Origin of the sequence: Sphingomonas sp. (genome assembly GCF_035317925.1) — a bacterium.
In the GTDB taxonomy this organism is placed as follows: domain Bacteria; phylum Pseudomonadota; class Alphaproteobacteria; order Sphingomonadales; family Sphingomonadaceae; genus Sphingomonas_I.
The window spans coordinates 1-18,368 of record NZ_DATHFV010000236.1; the positions used below are offsets into that span (position 1 = coordinate 1).

The 18,368-nt window shown below is 66.2% G+C and carries 16 protein-coding genes, 1 tRNA gene and 2 pseudogenes; 12 read left to right on the forward strand and 7 right to left on the reverse strand.

What is annotated here, in order from left to right:
* The 10 genes and pseudogenes from VK533_RS17110 to VK533_RS17155 form a co-directional block, all read left to right on the forward strand.
* A pseudogene (locus VK533_RS17110) lies at positions 1–415 on the forward strand (peptidase S10); the annotation flags it as partial.
* Between the two features lie 174 nt (positions 416–589).
* A complete protein-coding gene (locus tag VK533_RS17115) occupies positions 590–1,456 on the forward strand; it encodes a PEPxxWA-CTERM sorting domain-containing protein (protein ID WP_324379954.1) in 867 nt (288 codons plus the stop codon).
* A gap of 170 nt (positions 1,457–1,626) precedes the next feature.
* The gene (locus VK533_RS17120) at positions 1,627–2,064 is read left to right on the forward strand and encodes an SUF system Fe-S cluster assembly regulator (protein WP_324379956.1); all 438 of its coding nucleotides are present in this window, start codon (positions 1,627–1,629) and stop codon (positions 2,062–2,064) included.
* Entirely contained in the window at positions 2,064–3,527 is a 1,464-nt protein-coding gene (sufB, locus tag VK533_RS17125) for a Fe-S cluster assembly protein SufB (protein WP_324379958.1), read from the forward strand. Before VK533_RS17120 ends, sufB begins: the two co-directional genes overlap by 1 nt.
* Positions 3,524–3,814, forward strand: coding sequence for a hypothetical protein (locus VK533_RS17130; RefSeq protein WP_324379959.1), 291 nt, complete (start codon positions 3,524–3,526; stop codon positions 3,812–3,814). Before sufB ends, VK533_RS17130 begins: the two co-directional genes overlap by 4 nt.
* A complete protein-coding gene (gene sufC / locus VK533_RS17135) occupies positions 3,798–4,541 on the forward strand; it encodes a Fe-S cluster assembly ATPase SufC (RefSeq protein ID WP_324379961.1) in 744 nt (247 codons plus the stop codon). Before VK533_RS17130 ends, sufC begins: the two co-directional genes overlap by 17 nt.
* Positions 4,538–5,275, forward strand: a complete 738-nt coding sequence (locus VK533_RS17140; RefSeq protein ID WP_324379963.1) for a SufD family Fe-S cluster assembly protein — start codon at positions 4,538–4,540, stop codon at positions 5,273–5,275. The genes sufC and VK533_RS17140 overlap by 4 nt, the downstream gene beginning before the upstream one ends.
* A gap of 65 nt (positions 5,276–5,340) precedes the next feature.
* Complete coding sequence (locus VK533_RS17145) at positions 5,341–6,597, forward strand: cysteine desulfurase (RefSeq protein ID WP_324379982.1); 1,257 nt, start codon at positions 5,341–5,343, stop codon at positions 6,595–6,597.
* The gene (locus VK533_RS17150) at positions 6,594–7,058 is read left to right on the forward strand and encodes an SUF system Fe-S cluster assembly protein (protein ID WP_324379965.1); all 465 of its coding nucleotides are present in this window, start codon (positions 6,594–6,596) and stop codon (positions 7,056–7,058) included. The genes VK533_RS17145 and VK533_RS17150 overlap by 4 nt, the downstream gene beginning before the upstream one ends.
* Positions 7,058–7,411 carry an iron-sulfur cluster assembly accessory protein gene (locus VK533_RS17155; protein ID WP_324379967.1) on the forward strand — a complete coding sequence of 118 codons (354 nt, stop codon included), beginning with the start codon at positions 7,058–7,060 and terminating at the stop codon, positions 7,409–7,411. Before VK533_RS17150 ends, VK533_RS17155 begins: the two co-directional genes overlap by 1 nt.
* A gap of 3 nt (positions 7,412–7,414) precedes the next feature.
* Here VK533_RS17155 and VK533_RS17160 read toward each other — a convergent pair whose 3' ends face one another.
* On the reverse strand, positions 7,415–10,813 hold the full coding sequence (locus VK533_RS17160) for an acyl-[ACP]--phospholipid O-acyltransferase (protein WP_324379969.1): 3,399 nt from the start codon (positions 10,811–10,813) through the stop codon (positions 7,415–7,417).
* A gap of 39 nt (positions 10,814–10,852) precedes the next feature.
* Positions 10,853–13,633, reverse strand: a complete 2,781-nt coding sequence (locus VK533_RS17165; RefSeq protein WP_324379971.1) for a DUF2339 domain-containing protein — start codon at positions 13,631–13,633, stop codon at positions 10,853–10,855.
* 97 nt (positions 13,634–13,730) lie between these two features.
* Here VK533_RS17165 and VK533_RS17170 point away from each other — a divergent pair, with 97 nt between their 5' ends.
* Positions 13,731–14,327 (forward strand): TetR/AcrR family transcriptional regulator, encoded by a 597-nt coding sequence (locus VK533_RS17170; protein ID WP_324379972.1) that lies wholly within the window; start codon positions 13,731–13,733, stop codon positions 14,325–14,327.
* Between the two features lie 51 nt (positions 14,328–14,378).
* Positions 14,379–14,454: transfer RNA gene (locus tag VK533_RS17175), tRNA-Thr, on the forward strand.
* Here VK533_RS17175 and VK533_RS17180 read toward each other — a convergent pair.
* From VK533_RS17180 to VK533_RS17200, 5 genes and pseudogenes are all read right to left on the reverse strand, one after another.
* Positions 14,455–15,078: a phosphatase PAP2 family protein gene (locus tag VK533_RS17180; protein ID WP_324379974.1), complete on the reverse strand. Its 624-nt coding sequence runs from the start codon at positions 15,076–15,078 to the stop codon at positions 14,455–14,457.
* Positions 15,075–15,938 carry a hypothetical protein gene (locus VK533_RS17185; RefSeq protein WP_324379976.1) on the reverse strand — a complete coding sequence of 288 codons (864 nt, stop codon included), beginning with the start codon at positions 15,936–15,938 and terminating at the stop codon, positions 15,075–15,077. The genes VK533_RS17180 and VK533_RS17185 overlap by 4 nt, the downstream gene beginning before the upstream one ends.
* Positions 15,935–17,275 carry a lipopolysaccharide biosynthesis protein gene (locus tag VK533_RS17190; RefSeq protein WP_324379978.1) on the reverse strand — a complete coding sequence of 447 codons (1,341 nt, stop codon included), beginning with the start codon at positions 17,273–17,275 and terminating at the stop codon, positions 15,935–15,937. The genes VK533_RS17185 and VK533_RS17190 overlap by 4 nt, the downstream gene beginning before the upstream one ends.
* On the reverse strand, positions 17,272–17,973 hold the full coding sequence (locus VK533_RS17195; protein ID WP_324379980.1) for a nucleoside triphosphate hydrolase: 702 nt from the start codon (positions 17,971–17,973) through the stop codon (positions 17,272–17,274). The genes VK533_RS17190 and VK533_RS17195 overlap by 4 nt, the downstream gene beginning before the upstream one ends.
* A gap of 41 nt (positions 17,974–18,014) precedes the next feature.
* Positions 18,015–18,368, reverse strand: a pseudogene (locus VK533_RS17200) (nucleoside triphosphate hydrolase); the annotation flags it as partial.

An 18,368-nucleotide genomic window follows, 5' to 3' on the forward strand; every position in this document is an offset into this window, starting at 1 on the left:
GGGCTCGCCCGAGCAACAGTCGAACGATCCGATTCTCGACGCGATCATCGCACCCGCCACCAGCGCCGCGGTCGATCTGATCACCAACCAGGTCGGCTGGAAGGTCGATGCGCGTTACAATCTGCTGTCCTATGAGGTGAACCGCGCCTGGGATGCCGATAAGAGCGACGCGCCGGTGACCGATCTGCGCAAGGCGATCGCCAACGATCCCAAGATGCAGGTGATGATCGCGCACGGCATGGACGATCTGTCCTGTCCCTATTTCGCGAGCCGGCTGATCATCGATCAGATGCCCGGCTTCGGCGTACCGCAACGGGTCAAGCTCAACCTCTATGCCGGCGGCCACATGTTCTACAGCCGCGCCGACAGCGCCGCGCAGTTCCGCCGCGACGCGATGGCAATGTACGTGCGGTAAAGCGAACAATCGCCTTCTGGGAAAGCGTTACGGCTTAGCAACGATTCGCGGCGATCTATGGATACGGCCCCCAATTAACCGCGTTTCGCCCTCTTGTGCTTGACTTAACGTCTTATTTACTCAAATCCGCGCCGCAGGCCGAGGTAATTAGGCCGACTTTGGGGGGATTACCGGATGAGCAAGCTTCTTGGCGCCGTCGCGCTCGCGATGGCCGCGTCTGCCGCGAATGCGCAGACCGTCTACAACACCAGCCTTGCGCCGCTGAACACGGCGACCGCGACGACCACGACCGGCGCGACCGGCACGCAGACCAGCTCGTCCGCGCCGAGCAATGCGCGCGACACCGCATCGGCAGGCAATGGTGTCTGGTTTCAGTCGGACGTCGGCGGGGGCGCCACGGTCGGCATCACGACCGATTATGCGCACGACGGCAACGGATCGGCGCTTTTCGAAACCACTGGCACATCGGCGAAAGCCGATCTGGAATTCCTGTTCGCGCAGCCCCTCGCGCTGTCGGATCTGACCAGCATCTCCTACGATTATTACCGTGATGCTTCGTCGACCACGATGGCGACGCTGGCGCCGGTGATGCGGCTCGATATCAGCAAGGATGGCCTGTGGGCGGGCTCGCTGGTCTTCGAAAATTACTATCAGCAGGGCGGCAACGCCGTCGTCGGCGACTGGACCACGGTCACCGCCACGCTCGACAGCGGCGTGATCTGGGCGACCAACAGCGCGCTCGGGCCGAAGAATGCGGCCGCGGACGGTGGCGAGAAGACCTTCGCGGAATGGCTCGCCGGCAATAGCGGCCACGACCTGACCGTCACCGGCATGAGCGTCGGCGTGGGTTCGGGCTGGACCGGCTCGTTCAAGGGCGCGGTCGACGATGTGAACGTCAATTTCGCCAACGGTCCGCACGCGAGCTACAATTTCGAAGTCGCTTCGGTGCCGGAGCCGGCCAGCTGGGCGATGATGCTCGGCGGCTTCGGTCTGGTCGGCGGCATGATGCGCCGCCGCCGCAGCGCGATCCGTTTCGCCTGATCTGACCCTACTCTCCGTCATGCCAGCGAAAGCTGGCATCTCAGGAGGCGATGCGATGTGCATGCCTCCTGAGACCCCAGCTTTCGCTGGGGTGACGGCTTGGAGGGGTTGACCCCTTCACCCCGAACGACCATTTGCCCAATCGGAACGAATCAGTCCGATTAGGTAAGATGCGTCTTTCAAACCTCGCCGATTATGCCGTCGTCATGCTCGCCGCCGCCGCGCGCCGGGGAGAGACGCGCCTGAGCGCGACCTGTCTCGCCGAGGAAACCGGCGTGCCGTTGCCGACCGCGCAGAAGTTGGTCGGGCGGCTCGCGGCGGCGGGGCTGATCGTCTCGTCGCGCGGCACCGGCGGTGGGTTCAAACTGGCGCGCGATCCGGCCGCGATCAGCCTGGCCGATATCGTCGAGGCGGTCGAAGGGCCGATCGCGATGACAACCTGCGTCGATCATGGCCGCCACGAATGCGCGGTCGAGCAGACCTGCCGGGTCAAGCCGCACTGGAATGCGGTCAACGATGCGATGCGCGGCGCGCTCGCGGGCGTCAGCCTCGCGACCTTGGCCGTGTCCGCGCCGCGCGAAGCCTCCAGTATGGAGGTGCCCGCATAATGGCGACCAAGAACGCCGACGCTTATGCCGCCGCCGAGAAGGCCTATGAATGGGGCTTCTCCAGCGACATCGAGCAGGAATTCGCGCCCAAGGGCCTGAACGAGGACATCGTCCGCTTCATCTCGGCCAAGAAAGGCGAGCCGGAGTGGATGCTGGATTATCGGCTCAAGGCCTATCGCCACTGGCTGACGATGGAAGCGCCGGATTGGGCCAAGCTCAACATCCCGCCGATCGATTATCAGGACGCTTATTATTACGCGGCGCCCAAGGAGAAGCCGAAGATCGGGAGCCTCGATGAGGTCGATCCCGAAATCCTGCGCGTCTACGAAAAGCTCGGCATCCCGATCGAGGAGCAGAAGATGCTCGCGGGCGTCGAGGGCAGCCGCAAGATCGCGGTCGATGCCGTGTTCGACAGCGTCTCGGTCGCGACCACCTTCCGCGCCGAGCTCGAGCGCGCGGGCGTGATTTTCCGGTCGATCAGCGAGGCGCTCAAGGAATTCCCCGATCTGGTCCGCACATGGCTCGGCAAGGTCGTGCCGATCCACGACAATTATTTCGCGGCGCTCAATGCGGCGGTCTTCTCCGACGGCACCTTCGTCTACATTCCCGAAGGCGTGCGCTGCCCGATGGAATTGAGCACCTATTTCCGCATCAACGCCGCCAATACCGGCCAGTTCGAGCGCACCCTGATCGTCGCCGACAAGGGCAGCTACGTCTCGTACCTCGAAGGCTGCACCGCACCGATGCGCGACGAGAACCAGCTCCATGCCGCCGTGGTCGAATTGGTCGCGATGGACGATGCCGAGATCAAATATTCGACCGTGCAGAATTGGTATCCGGGTGACGCCAATGGCAAGGGCGGCATCTACAATTTCGTGACCAAGCGCGCGCTCTGCCAGGGCCGCAACAGCAAGGTTTCGTGGACGCAGGTCGAGACCGGCAGCGCGATCACCTGGAAATATCCGAGCTGCGTGCTCGCGGGCGAGAATAGCGTCGGCGAATTCTATTCGGTGGCGGTCACCAACAACCGCCAGCAGGCCGATACCGGCACCAAGATGATTCACCTCGGCAAGGGCAGCCGCTCGACGATCGTGTCGAAGGGCATCTCGGCCGGCAAATCCGACAACACCTATCGTGGGCTGGTCCGCGTCGGCCCGACCGCGGAGAATGTCCGCAACTTCACCCAGTGCGACAGCCTGCTCTTGGGCAGCGACTGCGGCGCACACACCGTGCCCTATATCGAGGTGCGCAACCCGACCGCGCAGATCGAACATGAGGCAACCACCAGCAAGATCAGCGACGACCAGCTTTTCTACGCCATGTCGCGCGGGCTCGATCAGGAAGCGGCGGTCGCCCTGATCGTCAACGGCTTCGCCAAGGAAGTGCTGCAGCAACTGCCGATGGAGTTCGCGGTCGAGGCGCAGAAATTGCTGGGGATCAGCCTTGAGGGCAGCGTGGGATGATCCTGGTCTACCTCCTCGGCATAATGTGCCTTCTGGCGGACGCGCTCGCAGTGCGAGCTCTCTTTCGCTCGCTTAAATACGGCGTTGCCACGCTGCGGGGGGCATCGATTGAACGAGCCAGCGCTTCCGGAACGTTCTGGTTTTATGTGTTCGTGCAATTCGCGGCCGTGGTCGTGCTGACTGCCCCGCTAGGATTTGGTGCTTTAGTGGCAGCCTTTCCAAGTGGCTGCTCACCCTCTCCTTTGATCAACCGGATTCTGGTCTGCAACAATGCTCCAAATCGATAACCTCCACGCCGAAGTCGATGGCAAGGCGATCCTCAAGGGCCTTTCGCTCTCGCTCAATGCCGGCGAGATCCATGCGATCATGGGGCCGAACGGCGCGGGCAAGTCGACGCTTGGTTATGTCCTGTCGGGCCGGCCCGGTTACGAAGTGACCGAAGGTTCGGTGACGTTCGAGGGCGCCGATCTGCTGGCGCTGGCGCCGTACGAGCGCGCCGCCGCGGGCCTGTTCCTCGGCTTCCAATATCCGGTCGAGATCCCCGGCGTGTCCAACCTGCAATTCCTGCGCGAGGCGCTCAACGCGCAGCGCCGGGCGCGGGGCGAGGAGCCCTTGTCGGGCGGCGATTTCATCAAGCGCGCGCGCGCGCAGGCGGATGCGCTCGGGCTCGATCCGGAGATGCTCAAGCGCCCGGTCAATGTCGGTTTCTCCGGCGGCGAGAAGAAGCGCGCCGAGATGGTGCAGATGGGGATCATCGATCCCAAGCTCGCCATCCTCGACGAGACCGACAGCGGGCTCGATATCGATGCGCTGCGCAGCGTCGGGGCGGGCATCAACACCATCATGCGCAAGCCCGATCGCGCGGTTTTGCTCATCACCCATTACCAGCGCCTGCTCGACTATGTGAAACCCGATTTCGTCCACGTCCTCGCCGGCGGCCGCATCGTCCGCTCGGGCGGGCCCGAGCTGGCGCACCAGCTCGAGGCCGAGGGCTATGCGGACATCGCCGCATGACGAGCCTGCCGACCAAGCGCGACGAAGCCTGGCGCTATAGCGACCTCGCCGCGCTCGGTCGCGTCTGGCCGGTGCCGGTGCCCGACAAGATCATCGTCGCGGCGGGCGACAGCCGGCGGCTGAGCCTGGTCCAGGATGCCGCCGCCGATCAGGTGGTGGTGCGCGATTACACGGTCGAGATCGGCGTCGGCGCGTCGTTCGCGATGCAGCTCGTCAACACCGGTGGCCAGCTTGGCCGGGTGGCGATGGACGTGACGCTGTATGAAGGCGCGTCGTTCGATCTGGATGCGGCTTTGATCGCGGGCGAAGGCCAGACGGTCGAGCTGATCACGACCGTGCGCCATTTCGAGGCGAACGCGACCAGCCGCCAGACGGTGCGCGGCATCGCCGGCGGCAAGGGGACGATCTCCTATCTCGGCAAGGTCGCTGTCTCGCGCGACGCGCAGAAGACCGACTCGGTCCAGTCGGTGAAGGGCATGCTGCTCGATCGCACCGCGACCGTGAACGCCAAGCCCGAACTCGAAATCTTCGCCGACGACGTGAAGTGCGCGCATGGCGCGACCGTCGGCGAACTCGACGCGCAGGCGCTCTTCTATCTCGCCAGCCGTGGCCTGCCGCCGGCGGAGGCCAAGGCTCTGCTGCTGCGCGCCTTCGTCAGCGGGCTGTTCGACGGTTCGGCGGACGAAGCACAATTCACCGCCGCGATCGACGCGGCGCTGGAGCGGTTGCTGTGAACGGGGCGACGACAACTAAGCCCCTCCCTTCCAAGGGAGGGGTTGGGGTGGGTGATTCCATTCAGATGCTGAACCTCGACGGCCGAACCCACCCCCCGACCCCCTCCCTTGGAAGGGAGGGGGAGGCTCGCCCGCTCGACCTCGTCGCGGACTTCCCGGCGATCCCGGACGGCTGGGCCTATCTCGACACCGCCGCTACCGCGCAAAAGCCGAAGCCCGTGCTCGACGCGATCGCGCGCGCTTATGGCGAAACCTACGCGACGGTGCATCGCGGCGTCTATCAGCGCTCGGCCGACATGACGCTCGCCTACGAAGCGGCGCGCCAGCGGGTTGCGACCTTCCTCAATGCCGGCTCAGCGAACGAGATCGTGTTCGTGCGCGGCGCGACCGAGGCGATCAACCTCGTCGCGCAAAGCTGGGGCGGCACCTTCCTCAAGGCCGGCGACCGCATATTGCTCAGCCAGCTCGAACATCATTCCAACATCGTGCCGTGGCAGCTTTTGCGCGACCGCACCGGCGTGGAGATCGACGTCGCGCCGCTGACGCAGGACGGCAAGATCGATCTCGATGCGGTCGAGGCGATGCTCACGCCACAGCACAAGCTCGTCGCGCTGGCGCATGTTTCGAACGTGCTCGGCTCGCTGCTCGATGTGCGCCGCGCCGCCGATCTGGCGCATGCGGTCGGCGCCAAGATCCTGATCGACGGTTGCCAGGCGGTGCCGCGCCTCGCGGTCGACGTTGCCGCGCTCGATTGCGATTTCTACGTTTTCTCCGGCCACAAACTCTACGGTCCGACCGGAATCGGCTGCCTGTGGGCGCGGCCCGAACTGCTCGACGCGATGCCGCCCTGGCAGGGCGGGGGCTCGATGATCGACAAGGTCACGTTCGAGCGCACCACCTACGCTCCGCCGCCGACGCGGTTCGAGGCGGGGACGCCGCACATCGTCGGCGCTTTGGGCCTGCATGTCGCGATCGATTATGTCGACGCGATCGGGCTCGATGCGATCCACGCGCATGAAACCGCTTTGGTGCGGCAGACGCGCGAGGCGCTGCGCGATCTCAACAGCGTGACCCTGTTCGGACCCGAGGATTCGGCCGGCATCGTCAGTTTCGCGGTCGAGGGGGTTCATCCCCACGATGTCGGCACCATATTGGATGAGGCGCAGGTCGCGATCCGCGCCGGCCACCATTGCGCGCAGCCCTTGATGGAGGCGCTCGGGGTGCCGGCGACGGCAAGGGCGAGTTTCGGCGTCTACAACGGCCCGGCCGATGTGGATGCGTTGATTAAGGGTATCGAGCGCGTGAGGCGGATCTTCGGATGAACCAGGAACGGAAAATCGAGATCGAAGAGATCGGCGAGGCCCCGCCGGCGCCGCCCAAGGCGCGTGTCGAGGATATGGCCGAAGAGGCCGCGCGCCCGAAGGATTATCTGGCGGGCTTTCTCGCTCCGCAGCCCAGCGTCACGCCGGGCGAGGTCGGCGGCGATCTCTACGAGCGCGTGATCGACGCGCTCAAGGAGATTTACGATCCCGAAATCCCGGTCAACATCTACGATCTCGGGCTGATCTACGGCGTCGACATCACCGATGACGCGCATGTGACCGTGACGATGACGCTCACCACGCCGCACTGCCCGGTCGCCGAATCGATGCCGGGCGAGATCGAATTGCGCGTCGGATCGGTGCCGGGCGTGGGCCTCGCCGACGTCAACCTCGTCTGGGATCCGCCGTGGGATCCGCAGAAAATGTCCGACGAAGCCAAGCTCGAACTGGGAATGCTGTAATGGCCACCACGCTTCGCCCCCGCCCTGCCGCGCTGACGCTGACCGCTACGGCCGAGGCGCGTATCGCCGAATTGATGGGCCAGGCGCCCGACGGCGCGATCGGCGTCAAGCTGTCGACCCCGCGCCGCGGCTGTTCGGGCCTCGCTTATTCGGTCGATTACATCACCGCCGCCAACCCGATGGACGAGAAACTCTCGACCCCGGGCGGCGATCTCTACATCGATGGCGCGAGCCTGCTCTATCTGATCGGCAGCAACATAGACTGGGTCGAGGACGATTTCGCCGCCGGCTTCGTCTTCGCCAATCCCAACGCCAAGGGCAGCTGCGGCTGCGGCGAGAGCTTCACGGTCTGATCGTCAGGCCGGCGTCGCCGCCCAGGTCCCCATCGTCACATAATCAAGCTTGCCCGTGCCCAGCACCGGCAGCGCCGCGACGACGCGGATGTCGCGCGGGATCGCCAGTTCGGTCACGCCGTTGGCGCGGGCCCAGGCTTGCAATGCGGACATGCCGGCCCCGCTTTGCGTCGTGAACAAGACGAGCTGCTCGCCCTTGCGCGGATCGGGACGTGTGACGGCCGCATGCTCCGCCGTGGGCCACAACTTCGCGGCATAGCCCTCGACCGCGGGCAGCGAGATCATCTCGCCGCCGATCTTGGCGAACCTTTTGGCGCGGCCGCGGATGGTGACGAAACCTGCCTCGTCGATCGTCACGATATCGCCGCTGTCGTGCCAGCCTTCGGCGGGCGGCTGCAGCACGCCCGGCGCGTCGACCTTGAGATAGCCGGCCATGATGTTGGGTCCGCGGATCGAGAGGCGGCCGCCTTCGCCAATTCCCGGCACGGGCTCGATCCTCGCCTCGATTCCGGGCAGGAGCCGCCCGACCGATCCGGCCTGGAAATGCATCGGCGTGTTGACCGCGATCACCGGCGCGGCCTCGGTCGCGCCATAGCCTTCGAGGATGCGCAGGCCGAACTTCTCCGCATAGGCTTTGCGCGTCTCGTCGCGCACGCGCTCCGCGCCGGCGAAGATGTAGCGCAGCGAGTAGAAGTCATAGCCGTGCGCCATCCGCGCATAGCCCGACAGGAAAGTGTCGGTGCCGAACAGAATCGTCGCATTGGAATCGTAAGCGAGCGCGGGCACGATCCGGTAATGAAGCGGGCTCGGATAGAGCAGGGTCTTCACGCCTGACAGGATCGGCAGCAACGTCCCGCCGGTCAGGCCGAAGCTGTGGAACACGGGCAGCGCGTTGAGCACCACATCGGAGCGATTGAAGTCGATTCGCGCCGATAGCTGCAGGCAGTTGGCGAGCAGGTTGCGATGGGTGAGGACCACACCCTTTGGCAGGCCCTCCGATCCGCTGGTGAACAGGATCACCGCGGGCGCGGCGGGCGAGACGCGGTGGCGGCGATGCAGGCGCGCCGCCCAGCGCGTCGCGATCAGCGCGCGCAGCCGGGCGAACGTGCCGATCCCGGCGCCGATATCCTCGAGATAGACGATACGGATGCCGGATGCCTCAAGCCCCGCAACCGTCTCGTCCAGCTTGGCCTGCGTCACGAAGGCGCGCGCGGTCAGGATCGTGCGGACCTCGGCGGCGGTGCACGCCGCCTTCAAATTGGTGAGCCCGGCGGTGTAGTTGAGCATCGCCGGCACGCGCCCGATCGCCTGCAGCGCGAAGAAGCTCACCGCGACCGCGCTGACATTGGGCAGCAATACGCCCACCGCCTCGCCCGCGCTGGTTGTCGCCGCGAGCGGACGCGCCAGCGCGAGGCTTCCGGCCAGCAACCGCCGATAGGTAAGCGGCGCGCGCTTGATATCCTCGACGATCGCCGTCTTCGCGCCGTTGACGTGCGCGGCGTCGATCAGCGCCTGATACAAGGTCCGGTCGATATCCGACGTGGCGAAGATCATGTCGCTCATCACGTCGTACAGCTTGCGGCCCGCCGCGGCGCGGCGCTGACGGGCGGTGTCGCCCTCCACTGCGAAGCGGCGCGGCGGCAGGATCGTGAGCGCGATCTTGGGGAATTTCCGGAGGCGTATCTTCCCGCGCAGCCGCGAGAAGGGCGTATATTGCGCGCCGGAGATGCGCACCGGCACGATCGGGGCGTCGGCCTTGTCGGCGACCATGCCCGGACCGTCGAAGATCTTCATCAGCGCGCCGGTGACGGTGATGCGCCCTTCGGGAAAGATCACCAGGGTACGCCCTTCGCGCACAGCCTTGATCATCGCCTTGGTTGCCATCGGGTTGGTGGGATCGACCGGGAAGGCGTCGAACAGGCCGAGGAACGGCTTCACCCACCACGCTTTGGCGATCGAGGTTGCGACCGCGAACGTCGGCCTGCCGGGCAGGAAGGCCGCGAGCAGCAGGCCGTCGAGGAACGAGACGTGGTTGACCACCACCACCGCGCGCTCGCCCGGCTGCGGCATATTTTCGCCGCCATGCACCTCGACCCGGTAGAGCAGGATCAGCAATCCGCGCACCAGCGCCTTGAGCAAAGTCTCGGGCAGCAGCCAGCAGGAGATCAAGGCGACCGCGAGCGTCGCGAAGCCGAGCATCCCGATTATGCCGGGCACGTCGACCCCGCTTGCGAGCAACGCGGTGACGATCGCCACCATCAGCACCGTGACGCAGGCGTTGACGACATTGTTGGCGGCGATGATCTGCGATCGTTCGGCGGGCGCGCTGTGCGTCTGCAGGATCGCGTAGAGCGGCACGATGAAGATGCCGCCGGAAAAGGCGATGCCCGCGAGCGCGAACAATATGTGCCAGCTCCCGCTCGTGGCAAGGAAGGCGTGGACGTCGGCATGCGGCGTCACGGCGGCGAAATGGCGCGCAGCGACGCACAGGTCGATCAGGAACAACGACAAGGCCAGCGCGGACGCGGGCACATAGCGCGCCGAGACTTCGCCGCGCAGCAGCTTGTTGACCACCACCGAGCCGACCGCGACGCTCACCGAGAAGACCAGCAGGAACAAAGTGACGACGCTGGCGGCCGCGCCCAACGTCCCGCTCACCAGTGGCGCGAATTCGGACAGCAAAACCGCGCCCACCGAAAAGAACCAGCTGATGCCGAGGATCGCGAGCCACACGCCGCGGCCGCCCCGCGCCGCGGCCATGATCTTCCATGTGCCCTTGAACAGGTTGCGTTCGACACGCAGCCCCGGTGCGGCGGCGGGGGCGGGCGGAATGGCGAAGCTCGCCGCGAATCCCAGCACGGCGATGCCTGTTGCCGCCAGCCCCGCTTGCCAGGGCGGGATCACGCCGCCGAGCAATTGACCGGCGAGGATGGCGAGGAACGTCCCGGCTTCGATCAGGCCGGTGCCACCCATCACTTCGTGCGGGCCCAGGTGCTGCGGCAGGATCGAATATTTGGCCGGCCCGAAGATGGTCGAATGCACGCCCATCAGGAACAGGCAGGTGAGCAGAACCGGCACCGACTGAAACCAGAATCCGGCCAGCGCGAGCGCCATGATGCCGATCTCGGCTGCCTTCACCAGCCGGATCAGCCGCGCCTTGTCCCACTTGTCCGCGATCTGCCCCGCGAGTGCGGACAGGAGGAAATAAGGCAGGATGAACAGCCCGGTCGCGATCGTCGCGAGCATTTCCGCCTTGTGCGGGTCAGCCGCGTAGAGCCCGAAATTGGCCAGGAAGAGCAACGCGAACTTGAGCAGATTGTCGTTGAAGGCGCCCAGGAACTGGACGACGAACAACGGCCCGAGGCGGCGCTTCCCGAGCAGCGACAGATCCGGTGCGGACATCATCCCTCCCTTTGGATTTGCGGGGATATAGGCCAATTCTTAACGGGATGCGTCGGGCAGATAGCGGCTATAGAGCCACCCGACCCCGATCAGGCTGACCCCCAGCGCGGCGAAGGATCCGATCCGCAGCAGGCCGTCGAGCCCCGCCGCGTCGAACAGGAAGACCTTGATCACCGCGACCAGCATCAGGCCGAGCGAGGCCAGCCGCCAATCGCTCGCCGTCTTCGCGATCCCGTAACGCAGGAAGCCGACCGCCAGTGCGATGGCGAGAACCGATCGGGCGATATCCTCCGTCCCGTCGACCCCGAGCCGCAGCGGCATCGATCCGTGCGCGATCTGGCGCAGCAGCGAGAAGGCAAACAGCGCGATCAGCACCATCATCGCCCATCCGCGCGGCCGCCGGATGTCGGGCAGCAGCCAGTCCGACGCCCAGACCAGGGCGAAGGCGATGGCGTAGGCCAAAGCCAGCCAGACGCCCACCGCCTGATCGCACCAGAGCGGATTGTGGAGCAGCATCGTGAACCAGAAGAAATGCGCAAGCGCGGCTCCGCCCAGCAACAGCGCGATCCGTGGCTTGCGCAGCGCCCAGGCGGCGGTCGCGACGATGGCTAGTGCCATTTCCCAAAGCGTGCGCTCCATTATACCGCGCGCGATGAAGTCGGATCGGCTGTCGATCACGATCAGGTGTCGATAGGCGATATGCGCCGCGGCCATGCCGCACAGGGTGGCGGCAATGCCGGTGGCGATGCGTGCGCGCTGCGGCATGGGCAGGCGGATGGCCGTCAGTCCAAGCGCCAAAGCGGGCAAGGCAAGTTGGCGCAGGGTCGGCCACAGGGCATCCCCTGAAAGATAGAAGGGCTCCCCGGTCAGCGCGGAATAGCCGCCCCGGAACAGCCATTCGACCAGCGGCGCCACCGCCCAGCAAATCGCCACCGCCGCGGCCGCCGCCGCAGCCGGCCACAGCTTTTCCCGGCCCGTCGCCGCGAGCGACGCGAGCAGGAGCGGCGGGACGATCGGCAACCAGTCGCCCGGGACGACCTGCGCGCAGGCGGAATAGAAGAGCAGGACCGCCAGCGCCTGCGCGATCTGCGCAACACGGCGCGGCGCGGTGCAGGCGAGCCCAACCGCGGCGGCCGCCGGGATGGCCCAGCGGGCGAAGGTCGACCAATCCCCGGCCACCCAATTCACGGGCTCGTCCATGTTCGGGAGGAGCAGGGCAAGCGAGGCGGCGCCGAACGCCCAGGCCGTGCGCTCGACATGACGGTTGGCGCTCGCAAGACCAAGCAGCTGGAGGCCGAGCGCGAGCAGTGCAACGGCGCCCGGCAACGTCCATTCCGCCAGCCCGAACGCATCGGCGAAGCCAAGCGAGGCGGCACTGGCGGCGGCCAGGATCGCGAACCGGCTGCCAGTGCAGCGCGTCCGGTCGCTCCAGCCCCAGCCCGCGACCCCCGCCGCCATGACCGCCCCGGCCAAAGCCGGCCAGGCGCGCAGCAAGGGCGCGACGTGCGGGAAATGAAATGCGGGCAGGATCGCGATCGCCAGCGCTGATCCGGCGAGGATCGGTGCGTCGATGCTGCGCGCGGCCGGGGTCCAGACGCGGAGCGCGGCGGGCAATGCATGGATCAACGCGATCCCCGCCAGCACCAGAGCGAGCGCATTGGCCATCGGCGCGGGCCAGCTTACGGCGAGCAGGATCGCGACGCCCAGCGCCAGCGCCGGCACTTCGGCGAGCACCGGTTCGCGGCGCGACAGAAACAAAGCGGCGACCGAGATCAGTCCGAGCAGCCCCCAATCGAGCAGCGCGAAGCCGCCGAGCGCAACCAGGGCGGCCATTTGCGCGCAGCCGGCGATGCTCGCGGCGAGGCGGACCACCGGCGCGCGGTCCCCGACGAGGAGCAAGGGCAAAGCAGCGCCGAGCGCGAGCGTGTAAAGGCCGACCGACAGCGTCTGCGACAGATCGAGCAGGCCGTTGAAGATCAGCAGCAGGCCCCAGCCGAAGCCACCCGTCAGTGCGGTCGCGCCCAGCCACCACCAGCGCTGATGGCGGGCGACGGAGGAGAGTCCGCCCACGGTCAGCGCGAGATAGAGCGTCAGCAGCGGGATATTGGGCTGGGTCGAGCCGACCAGCGCCGGCGCCGCGAGACCGCCGATCAGGCCGAGTATCGCGCTTGGCGCACCGAAGCGAAGCGACAGACCGATCGCGAGCGCGGTGGTGAGCGCCATGCCGATGAAGGCCGTCATCGGGCCGATCAGGTGATAGAGATTTACCGCCACCAGGATCGCCGCGAACAGGGTTGCGATACCGGCCCCGGACAAGGCCTGGCGGATGCGGGGATCCCGCACCTTTTCGTCGGCGCGCAGCGCCAGTTCGGCGGCACCGATCAGCGTGGTTCCGAAGATCAGCCCCATGATCACCCGCGTGATCGGCGACAGCAGGCCGGCGTCGATCGAATATTTGACGATCAGAAAGCCCGCGACCGCCAGTGTCACGCCACCGGCCCAGATCGGCAGGCGCCGGCCGAAAATATCCTCGAAACTCCAGCCGCGCTCGGGCTGCGGCGCTTGCTCGATCGGGCCCCGGGGCGCCGGCGCCGCTTCGGCAACGGCATTGAGTTCGGGAATGTCGGCCGGTTGCGGCATGGCCGGTTCCGGATCGAGCGGGACTGGCGGCGCGGCGGGTTCGATCGTTTCGAACTGATCCGGCACCGGTATCCAGCCCGGTGCCATTTCCAGCAATTCGACGCGCTCGCGCAGCGCCTGCACCTGGCGCCACAGATAACCAACCAGCACGAACATCGCGATCAGGACCAGCATCACCATCGGTCAATCTCCAGATTCGGTGCTCTTCTAGCATGAATTGAACAGCGCTCAATATATAAATTAGACACTGCTCAATTCTCGATATAGGAGGTGCGCCATGGGCAGGCGTTCGGATCACAGCCGCGAGCAATTGGAAGCGCTGATTCTTTCGGCGGGTGCCGAACTGATGGCGGAGGTGGGGCTGGCGCGCTTTTCCGCGCGCGAGGTGGCGAAGCGGATCGGTTATTCGATCGGGACGATCCACAATGTGTTCGGCACCTATGACCGGCTGGTAACCGCGATCAACACGCGCACCTTCCTGCTGTGGGCGGCGCATTTGCGGGCGCGGCTGGCGGTTGCGGGAGAGGACCGGATCGCGGCCCTGGTGGCGGGCTATTTCGAATTCGCGCGCGCCAACACGCATTTGTGGAACGCGATCTACGACCACCATCTGCCCGATGGACTCGTCCTGCCCCAGAAAGACCAGAATGCACGCGCGATCCTGACCGAAATCGTGATCGGCGAGGTCGCACGCGCGCTGCACCGTGCGCCGGACGAGGCGGTCGCGACGCTGACGCGCTCGCTCATCGCAACCGTCCACGGCCATTGCAGCTTCGCGATCGGCGGCGCCTGGGCGCTGATGGGAGAGGCCGCCCCGGAAGTCGCGGCCCTGGCCCGCGTCCGCGAAGCGCTGGCGGTTCAGGCCGCCGGATAAGCGGAGACGCTGGCAATTTCCGCGCTTCTGAAGCATGGGCCGCAAGGAAGTGCCGGCCTAGCTCAGCTGGTAGAGCAACCGCCTTGTAAGCGGTAGGTCGTCGGTTCGAGTCCGACGGCCGGCACCATCACCCCTCGTCCAGCGATCGCGTGGAATCGGCCTGCAGGCCGAGCGAATTATAGAGGCTCAGGCTGACCCCCAGCCACAACAACCCGATCCCCCAGCCGGCGAGGACGTCGCTTGGCCAGTGCACGCCCAGCGCGATCCGGGTCCAGCCGATGAACAATGCGGCGAGCAGGGCAGCCAGGATCGCGCCGTCGCCGCTCCCGAACAGCAGGGCCAGTGCGACGCACGTCATTATCGTGCCGGCGCTGTGCGAACTGGGGAAACTCCACGAACTGACCGAAGTAAGCCAGTCGGCCATGGGCGGACGCGGACGCGCAAAGGCCAGCTTGACCCCCTCGATCCCCAGCCGTCCGATGGCGATGGTCAGGAACAGCCAGGCGGCTTCGGCCCGCCGTTTGCGCGCGATCAGGAACGCACAGCCGATCAGCGCGACCGGCCCCATGACAGCGAAACCGCCCAACGCCGTCAGCCGGATGAAAATCGGCGCGAGCGCGTGTGACAGGTGCATGCTCTGATGAAGGCGGGCGTCCATTCCGAACCACCAGCAGGTCAAGGCAGCCGCGCTCACCAGCGCGCCGCCAACGATCAGCAAAGTCGCTTGCTGGTCTTCGGGCGCGAGTCTCATGATGCCGGGCCGGCCGGGTAGAGGCTGACGAGCGCGGTCAACCGCGCGCGGATATCGTCGGGCAGATCGAAATGATGCCCGTGATAATCCAGCGTGCCGGCCTCACGGCGATCGACCAGCTCGTCGTGCATCCTGCCCATCCGGCCGTTGATCGCCGCGAGCAGGCGCGTCATGCGATGATTCCGCTCTGACGGCTGGATCACATCCAGAGCGGTGTAGAAGGCGATCTGGCGGCTGATGACTTTGCGCGCCGCGTGGAATTGCGCGCCGGTGAGCGTGCCGCGCGCGAGTATGTCGCGCAAACCGTCGATCTGGTCGAACAGATAGGCGCGAAAGCCGGCGCTGGTCGCAGGCCGCAGCCGATCGATCCCCCGACGAAGCAAGGCGTAGGGCCCACGGGCGAGGAACAGGCGGCACAGCAAGGCTTCGCGCCACACCGCCGCCCTTTGCCCGGTCTTGAATGCGTCCTGGAGATGGCCGAGCGCGGTTGTCATCCAGTCGAGGATGGTAGGGTAGCTATGGTGCGCCCCGAACAGGGCGCAGGCGAAGCGGACCTGCTTGATCTTGGCGCGCGCATATTTGAAGGCAAGCCGGTCTTCCGGTCCCAGGTCGCGATCGCGCCGGAGTTTGGCGGTCAATGCGATCATCGCGCGGCGATCGACGCCCTCCTTCCACAATTGGCGGGAGAGCCGGTAGCAATCGATCAACAGTATCGGCTCGAAATCGAACGCGACCGCCTCCGGCAACGGCGTTTCGGCATCGACCTCGTCATTGATCAGGATGGCGTCGAAAAAGGCGTCGAGCTGCGCCCGGCTGAAATGGCGCTGGTCGAGCGCGCTGGCGTCGAGGGTGATGTTCAAATCTCGGCCAGGTCCAGATGGGGGTGCCGCTTGTAACGCGCGCGGTTGTGATAGCTTTGCAGCGTCGGGATCAGCATGAAAAGCCCGGTAAGCACGGTTCCGATCAGGAACGCGATGCCCGCGCCGATCAGCCCCAGCATATGGGTCAGCCCATAAAGCAGCCCCAGATAGAGGATCGCCGACAGGGTCTGCGCAACCAGCGCGCTGCGCTGGCGATCGACCATGTAGAGCAGGGATTCGAGCGGGAAGGCGGCGGTGGAGATGACCAGCGACCAGGTCATGATCTGAAGCAGGTCGAACGCGGCGATATATTTGCGGCCGAAAATGAAGCCGATCACCGGCTTGCCGCCGACCATCACCAGCAGCACCAGCGCGATCCCGAGGCAGGCGGAGAGCGCGCCGACGCGCAGGCCCAGCCGCCACGGCTGCTTGCTCGCCGGATCGAGCCGCATGATTTCGGGATAAAAGCCCCGGCTGAGCAGATCGGCGGGCTTGCTGGTCGAATCCATCAAAGTCGCCGCGATCTTGTAGAGGCCCGCCGCCACCGGGCCGAGCAGGCTGGCGACGACCAGATTGCTGAGCGGGCCCCAGGCCGAATAGATCGAATGCGCGATATTGGTCGTCCACACGAAGCTCCACGCCTTGGGCAGGCGATGCGCGACGCCGAACAGGCCGGGGCGGAAGGCGTCGAGCATGCCGCGCCGCTTCAATTCGCGCGCCGCCATACCCCACAATACGAGATCGCCCGCGAGGTCGGCGACATACCAGGTGGCGACGAACCCGACGAAGCCGAGATGGCCGAAAAAGGCAATCGCGGCGCCGATCGCGCGGATGATCGGGGTCACGATCTGCTGCACGCCGATCAGGTCGAACCGGTCGAGTATGCGCAGCACGCCGATCGCGGTCGCGGCCGACATGGTCGGCACGAGCGTGCAATAGATCAAGGCGAGGACGAGCGTCGGACCCTGGATATCGAGATGGCTTGCCAGCAAAGGCAGCACGACCATCGCCCCGACCATGCCGACCAGCCCGCTGGTAATGTCGAGCCCGAAGGCGAAGCGGATCGAATCGCGCGCGAAATCGGTGTCGCCGCGCTGCAGGGCCGGGGTGCCGTAGCGGACGATGAACTGCCAGGTCTGGAACTTGACCAGGGCGCCCGCACCGGTCGCGTAGGTGTGGATGATCATCAAAATGCCGAACAAGGCCGGCGTCAGCCCGCGTCCGGCGCAAGATAGGGAGATCAGGCCGAGCAAGGCGCCGACCAGTTTGCCCGAGCCGAGATAGCCCGCATTGCGCAGCACCGCGCGGAACACGCCGTCGGCGAACCACCGCTTCACGGGGTGCGGCCCGCCAGCACTTTGGCGATCGCCGCCTTCGCCGTCGCCAGCACCTCGTCGAGCGGGCGTGTCGCGTCGATATCGACCACCGGCGCGCCGCCGAATGTCAGGCGGGCGAGATCGGCGATCTTGGTCTGGAGCGACGACGGCCGGTGATCGGGCTTGCGTGCGAAGGCGGTGTCGAAATCGACCGTGAGACGCAGGACCAGATCGGGGCGGTGGGCCACCATCCAATCATATTGTGCGCGTTCTCGCCGCGCGAGCCAGCGCAGTACCGGCCCCTGCGCGTTGGTGAGCCCAAGGCCGTCCATCGGCCCGGGAACCTCATTCTGGGGAAAGCGATCGGTCAGGATCGCGATCCCCTGCGCGCGCACGGCCAGCATGCGCTTGAAGCGGCGCACCCGGCGCATCGAGAAGAGATAGATAAAGATGCCGGTCAGCAGGCTCGGCCCGCGCGGATCCTTGGCCTTGTCGGCCTTGGCGGTGAGCGTCTTGTCGAAATTCTTGCCGACGATCGGCCAGCGCGCGATCACACGGCCGATATTGCCGGTCTGCTTGCCGAGATGGCAGAGCTCGGTCGGCCTTTGCTCGCGCATCCAGGCGAGCAGGGCTTCGCCGACGGTCGATTTGCCGGATCCGTCCGATCCGACCAGCGCGATCAGGGGCGCCGCCGGTGCGGCTGAAGAAGAGGTGTTCATCGGATCTCGGTGTTGCGGCGTCCGGATGCCGCCATAGTCGCTTATGCGGCGGCGCGGATAGTCCGATCGGCGCGGGACAGGATCGGTCGCACCCGCGCGAACGCCTGATCGCGGACCTGATCGTAGGCGGCGGTCGCGTCGAGATCGACGATGCGCGCGCCATGGAAGCGCAGCAAGGGCGTCACGCGCACCTTTTCCGCGAGCAAGGCCGGCTTGTGGTCGGGCTTGCGGCGGAAAGCGGTCTCGGCATCGACGTTGAGGCGCAGCACGATGTCGGGCCGATAGCTCGCCATCCATTCGTACATGCGCCGCTCGCGCGCGGCGAGCCAGGCGACGAGTGGGCTGCCCGCGCGCGCCGCCGACAAACCGGGGCCGTCATAGAAGCCGACCACCTC

Coding starts and splice junctions, on each gene's coding strand:
- VK533_RS17120 (WP_324379956.1), top strand. CDS start 1,627: ATGCGTCTTTCAAACCTCGCCGATTATGCCGTCGTCATGCTCGCCGCC.
- VK533_RS17145 (WP_324379982.1), top strand. CDS start 5,341: ATGCTGAACCTCGACGGCCGAACCCACCCCCCGACCCCCTCCCTTGGA.
- VK533_RS17150 (WP_324379965.1), top strand. CDS start 6,594: ATGAACCAGGAACGGAAAATCGAGATCGAAGAGATCGGCGAGGCCCCG.
- VK533_RS17180 (WP_324379974.1), bottom strand. CDS start 15,078: ATGAGACTCGCGCCCGAAGACCAGCAAGCGACTTTGCTGATCGTTGGC.
- VK533_RS17165 (WP_324379971.1), bottom strand. CDS start 13,633: ATGGTGATGCTGGTCCTGATCGCGATGTTCGTGCTGGTTGGTTATCTG.
- VK533_RS17130 (WP_324379959.1), top strand. CDS start 3,524: ATGATCCTGGTCTACCTCCTCGGCATAATGTGCCTTCTGGCGGACGCG.
- VK533_RS17160 (WP_324379969.1), bottom strand. CDS start 10,813: ATGTCCGCACCGGATCTGTCGCTGCTCGGGAAGCGCCGCCTCGGGCCG.
- VK533_RS17155 (WP_324379967.1), top strand. CDS start 7,058: ATGGCCACCACGCTTCGCCCCCGCCCTGCCGCGCTGACGCTGACCGCT.
- VK533_RS17170 (WP_324379972.1), top strand. CDS start 13,731: ATGGGCAGGCGTTCGGATCACAGCCGCGAGCAATTGGAAGCGCTGATT.
- VK533_RS17115 (WP_324379954.1), top strand. CDS start 590: ATGAGCAAGCTTCTTGGCGCCGTCGCGCTCGCGATGGCCGCGTCTGCC.
- VK533_RS17195 (WP_324379980.1), bottom strand. CDS start 17,973: ATGAACACCTCTTCTTCAGCCGCACCGGCGGCGCCCCTGATCGCGCTG.
- sufB (WP_324379958.1), top strand. CDS start 2,064: ATGGCGACCAAGAACGCCGACGCTTATGCCGCCGCCGAGAAGGCCTAT.
- VK533_RS17140 (WP_324379963.1), top strand. CDS start 4,538: ATGACGAGCCTGCCGACCAAGCGCGACGAAGCCTGGCGCTATAGCGAC.
- sufC (WP_324379961.1), top strand. CDS start 3,798: ATGCTCCAAATCGATAACCTCCACGCCGAAGTCGATGGCAAGGCGATC.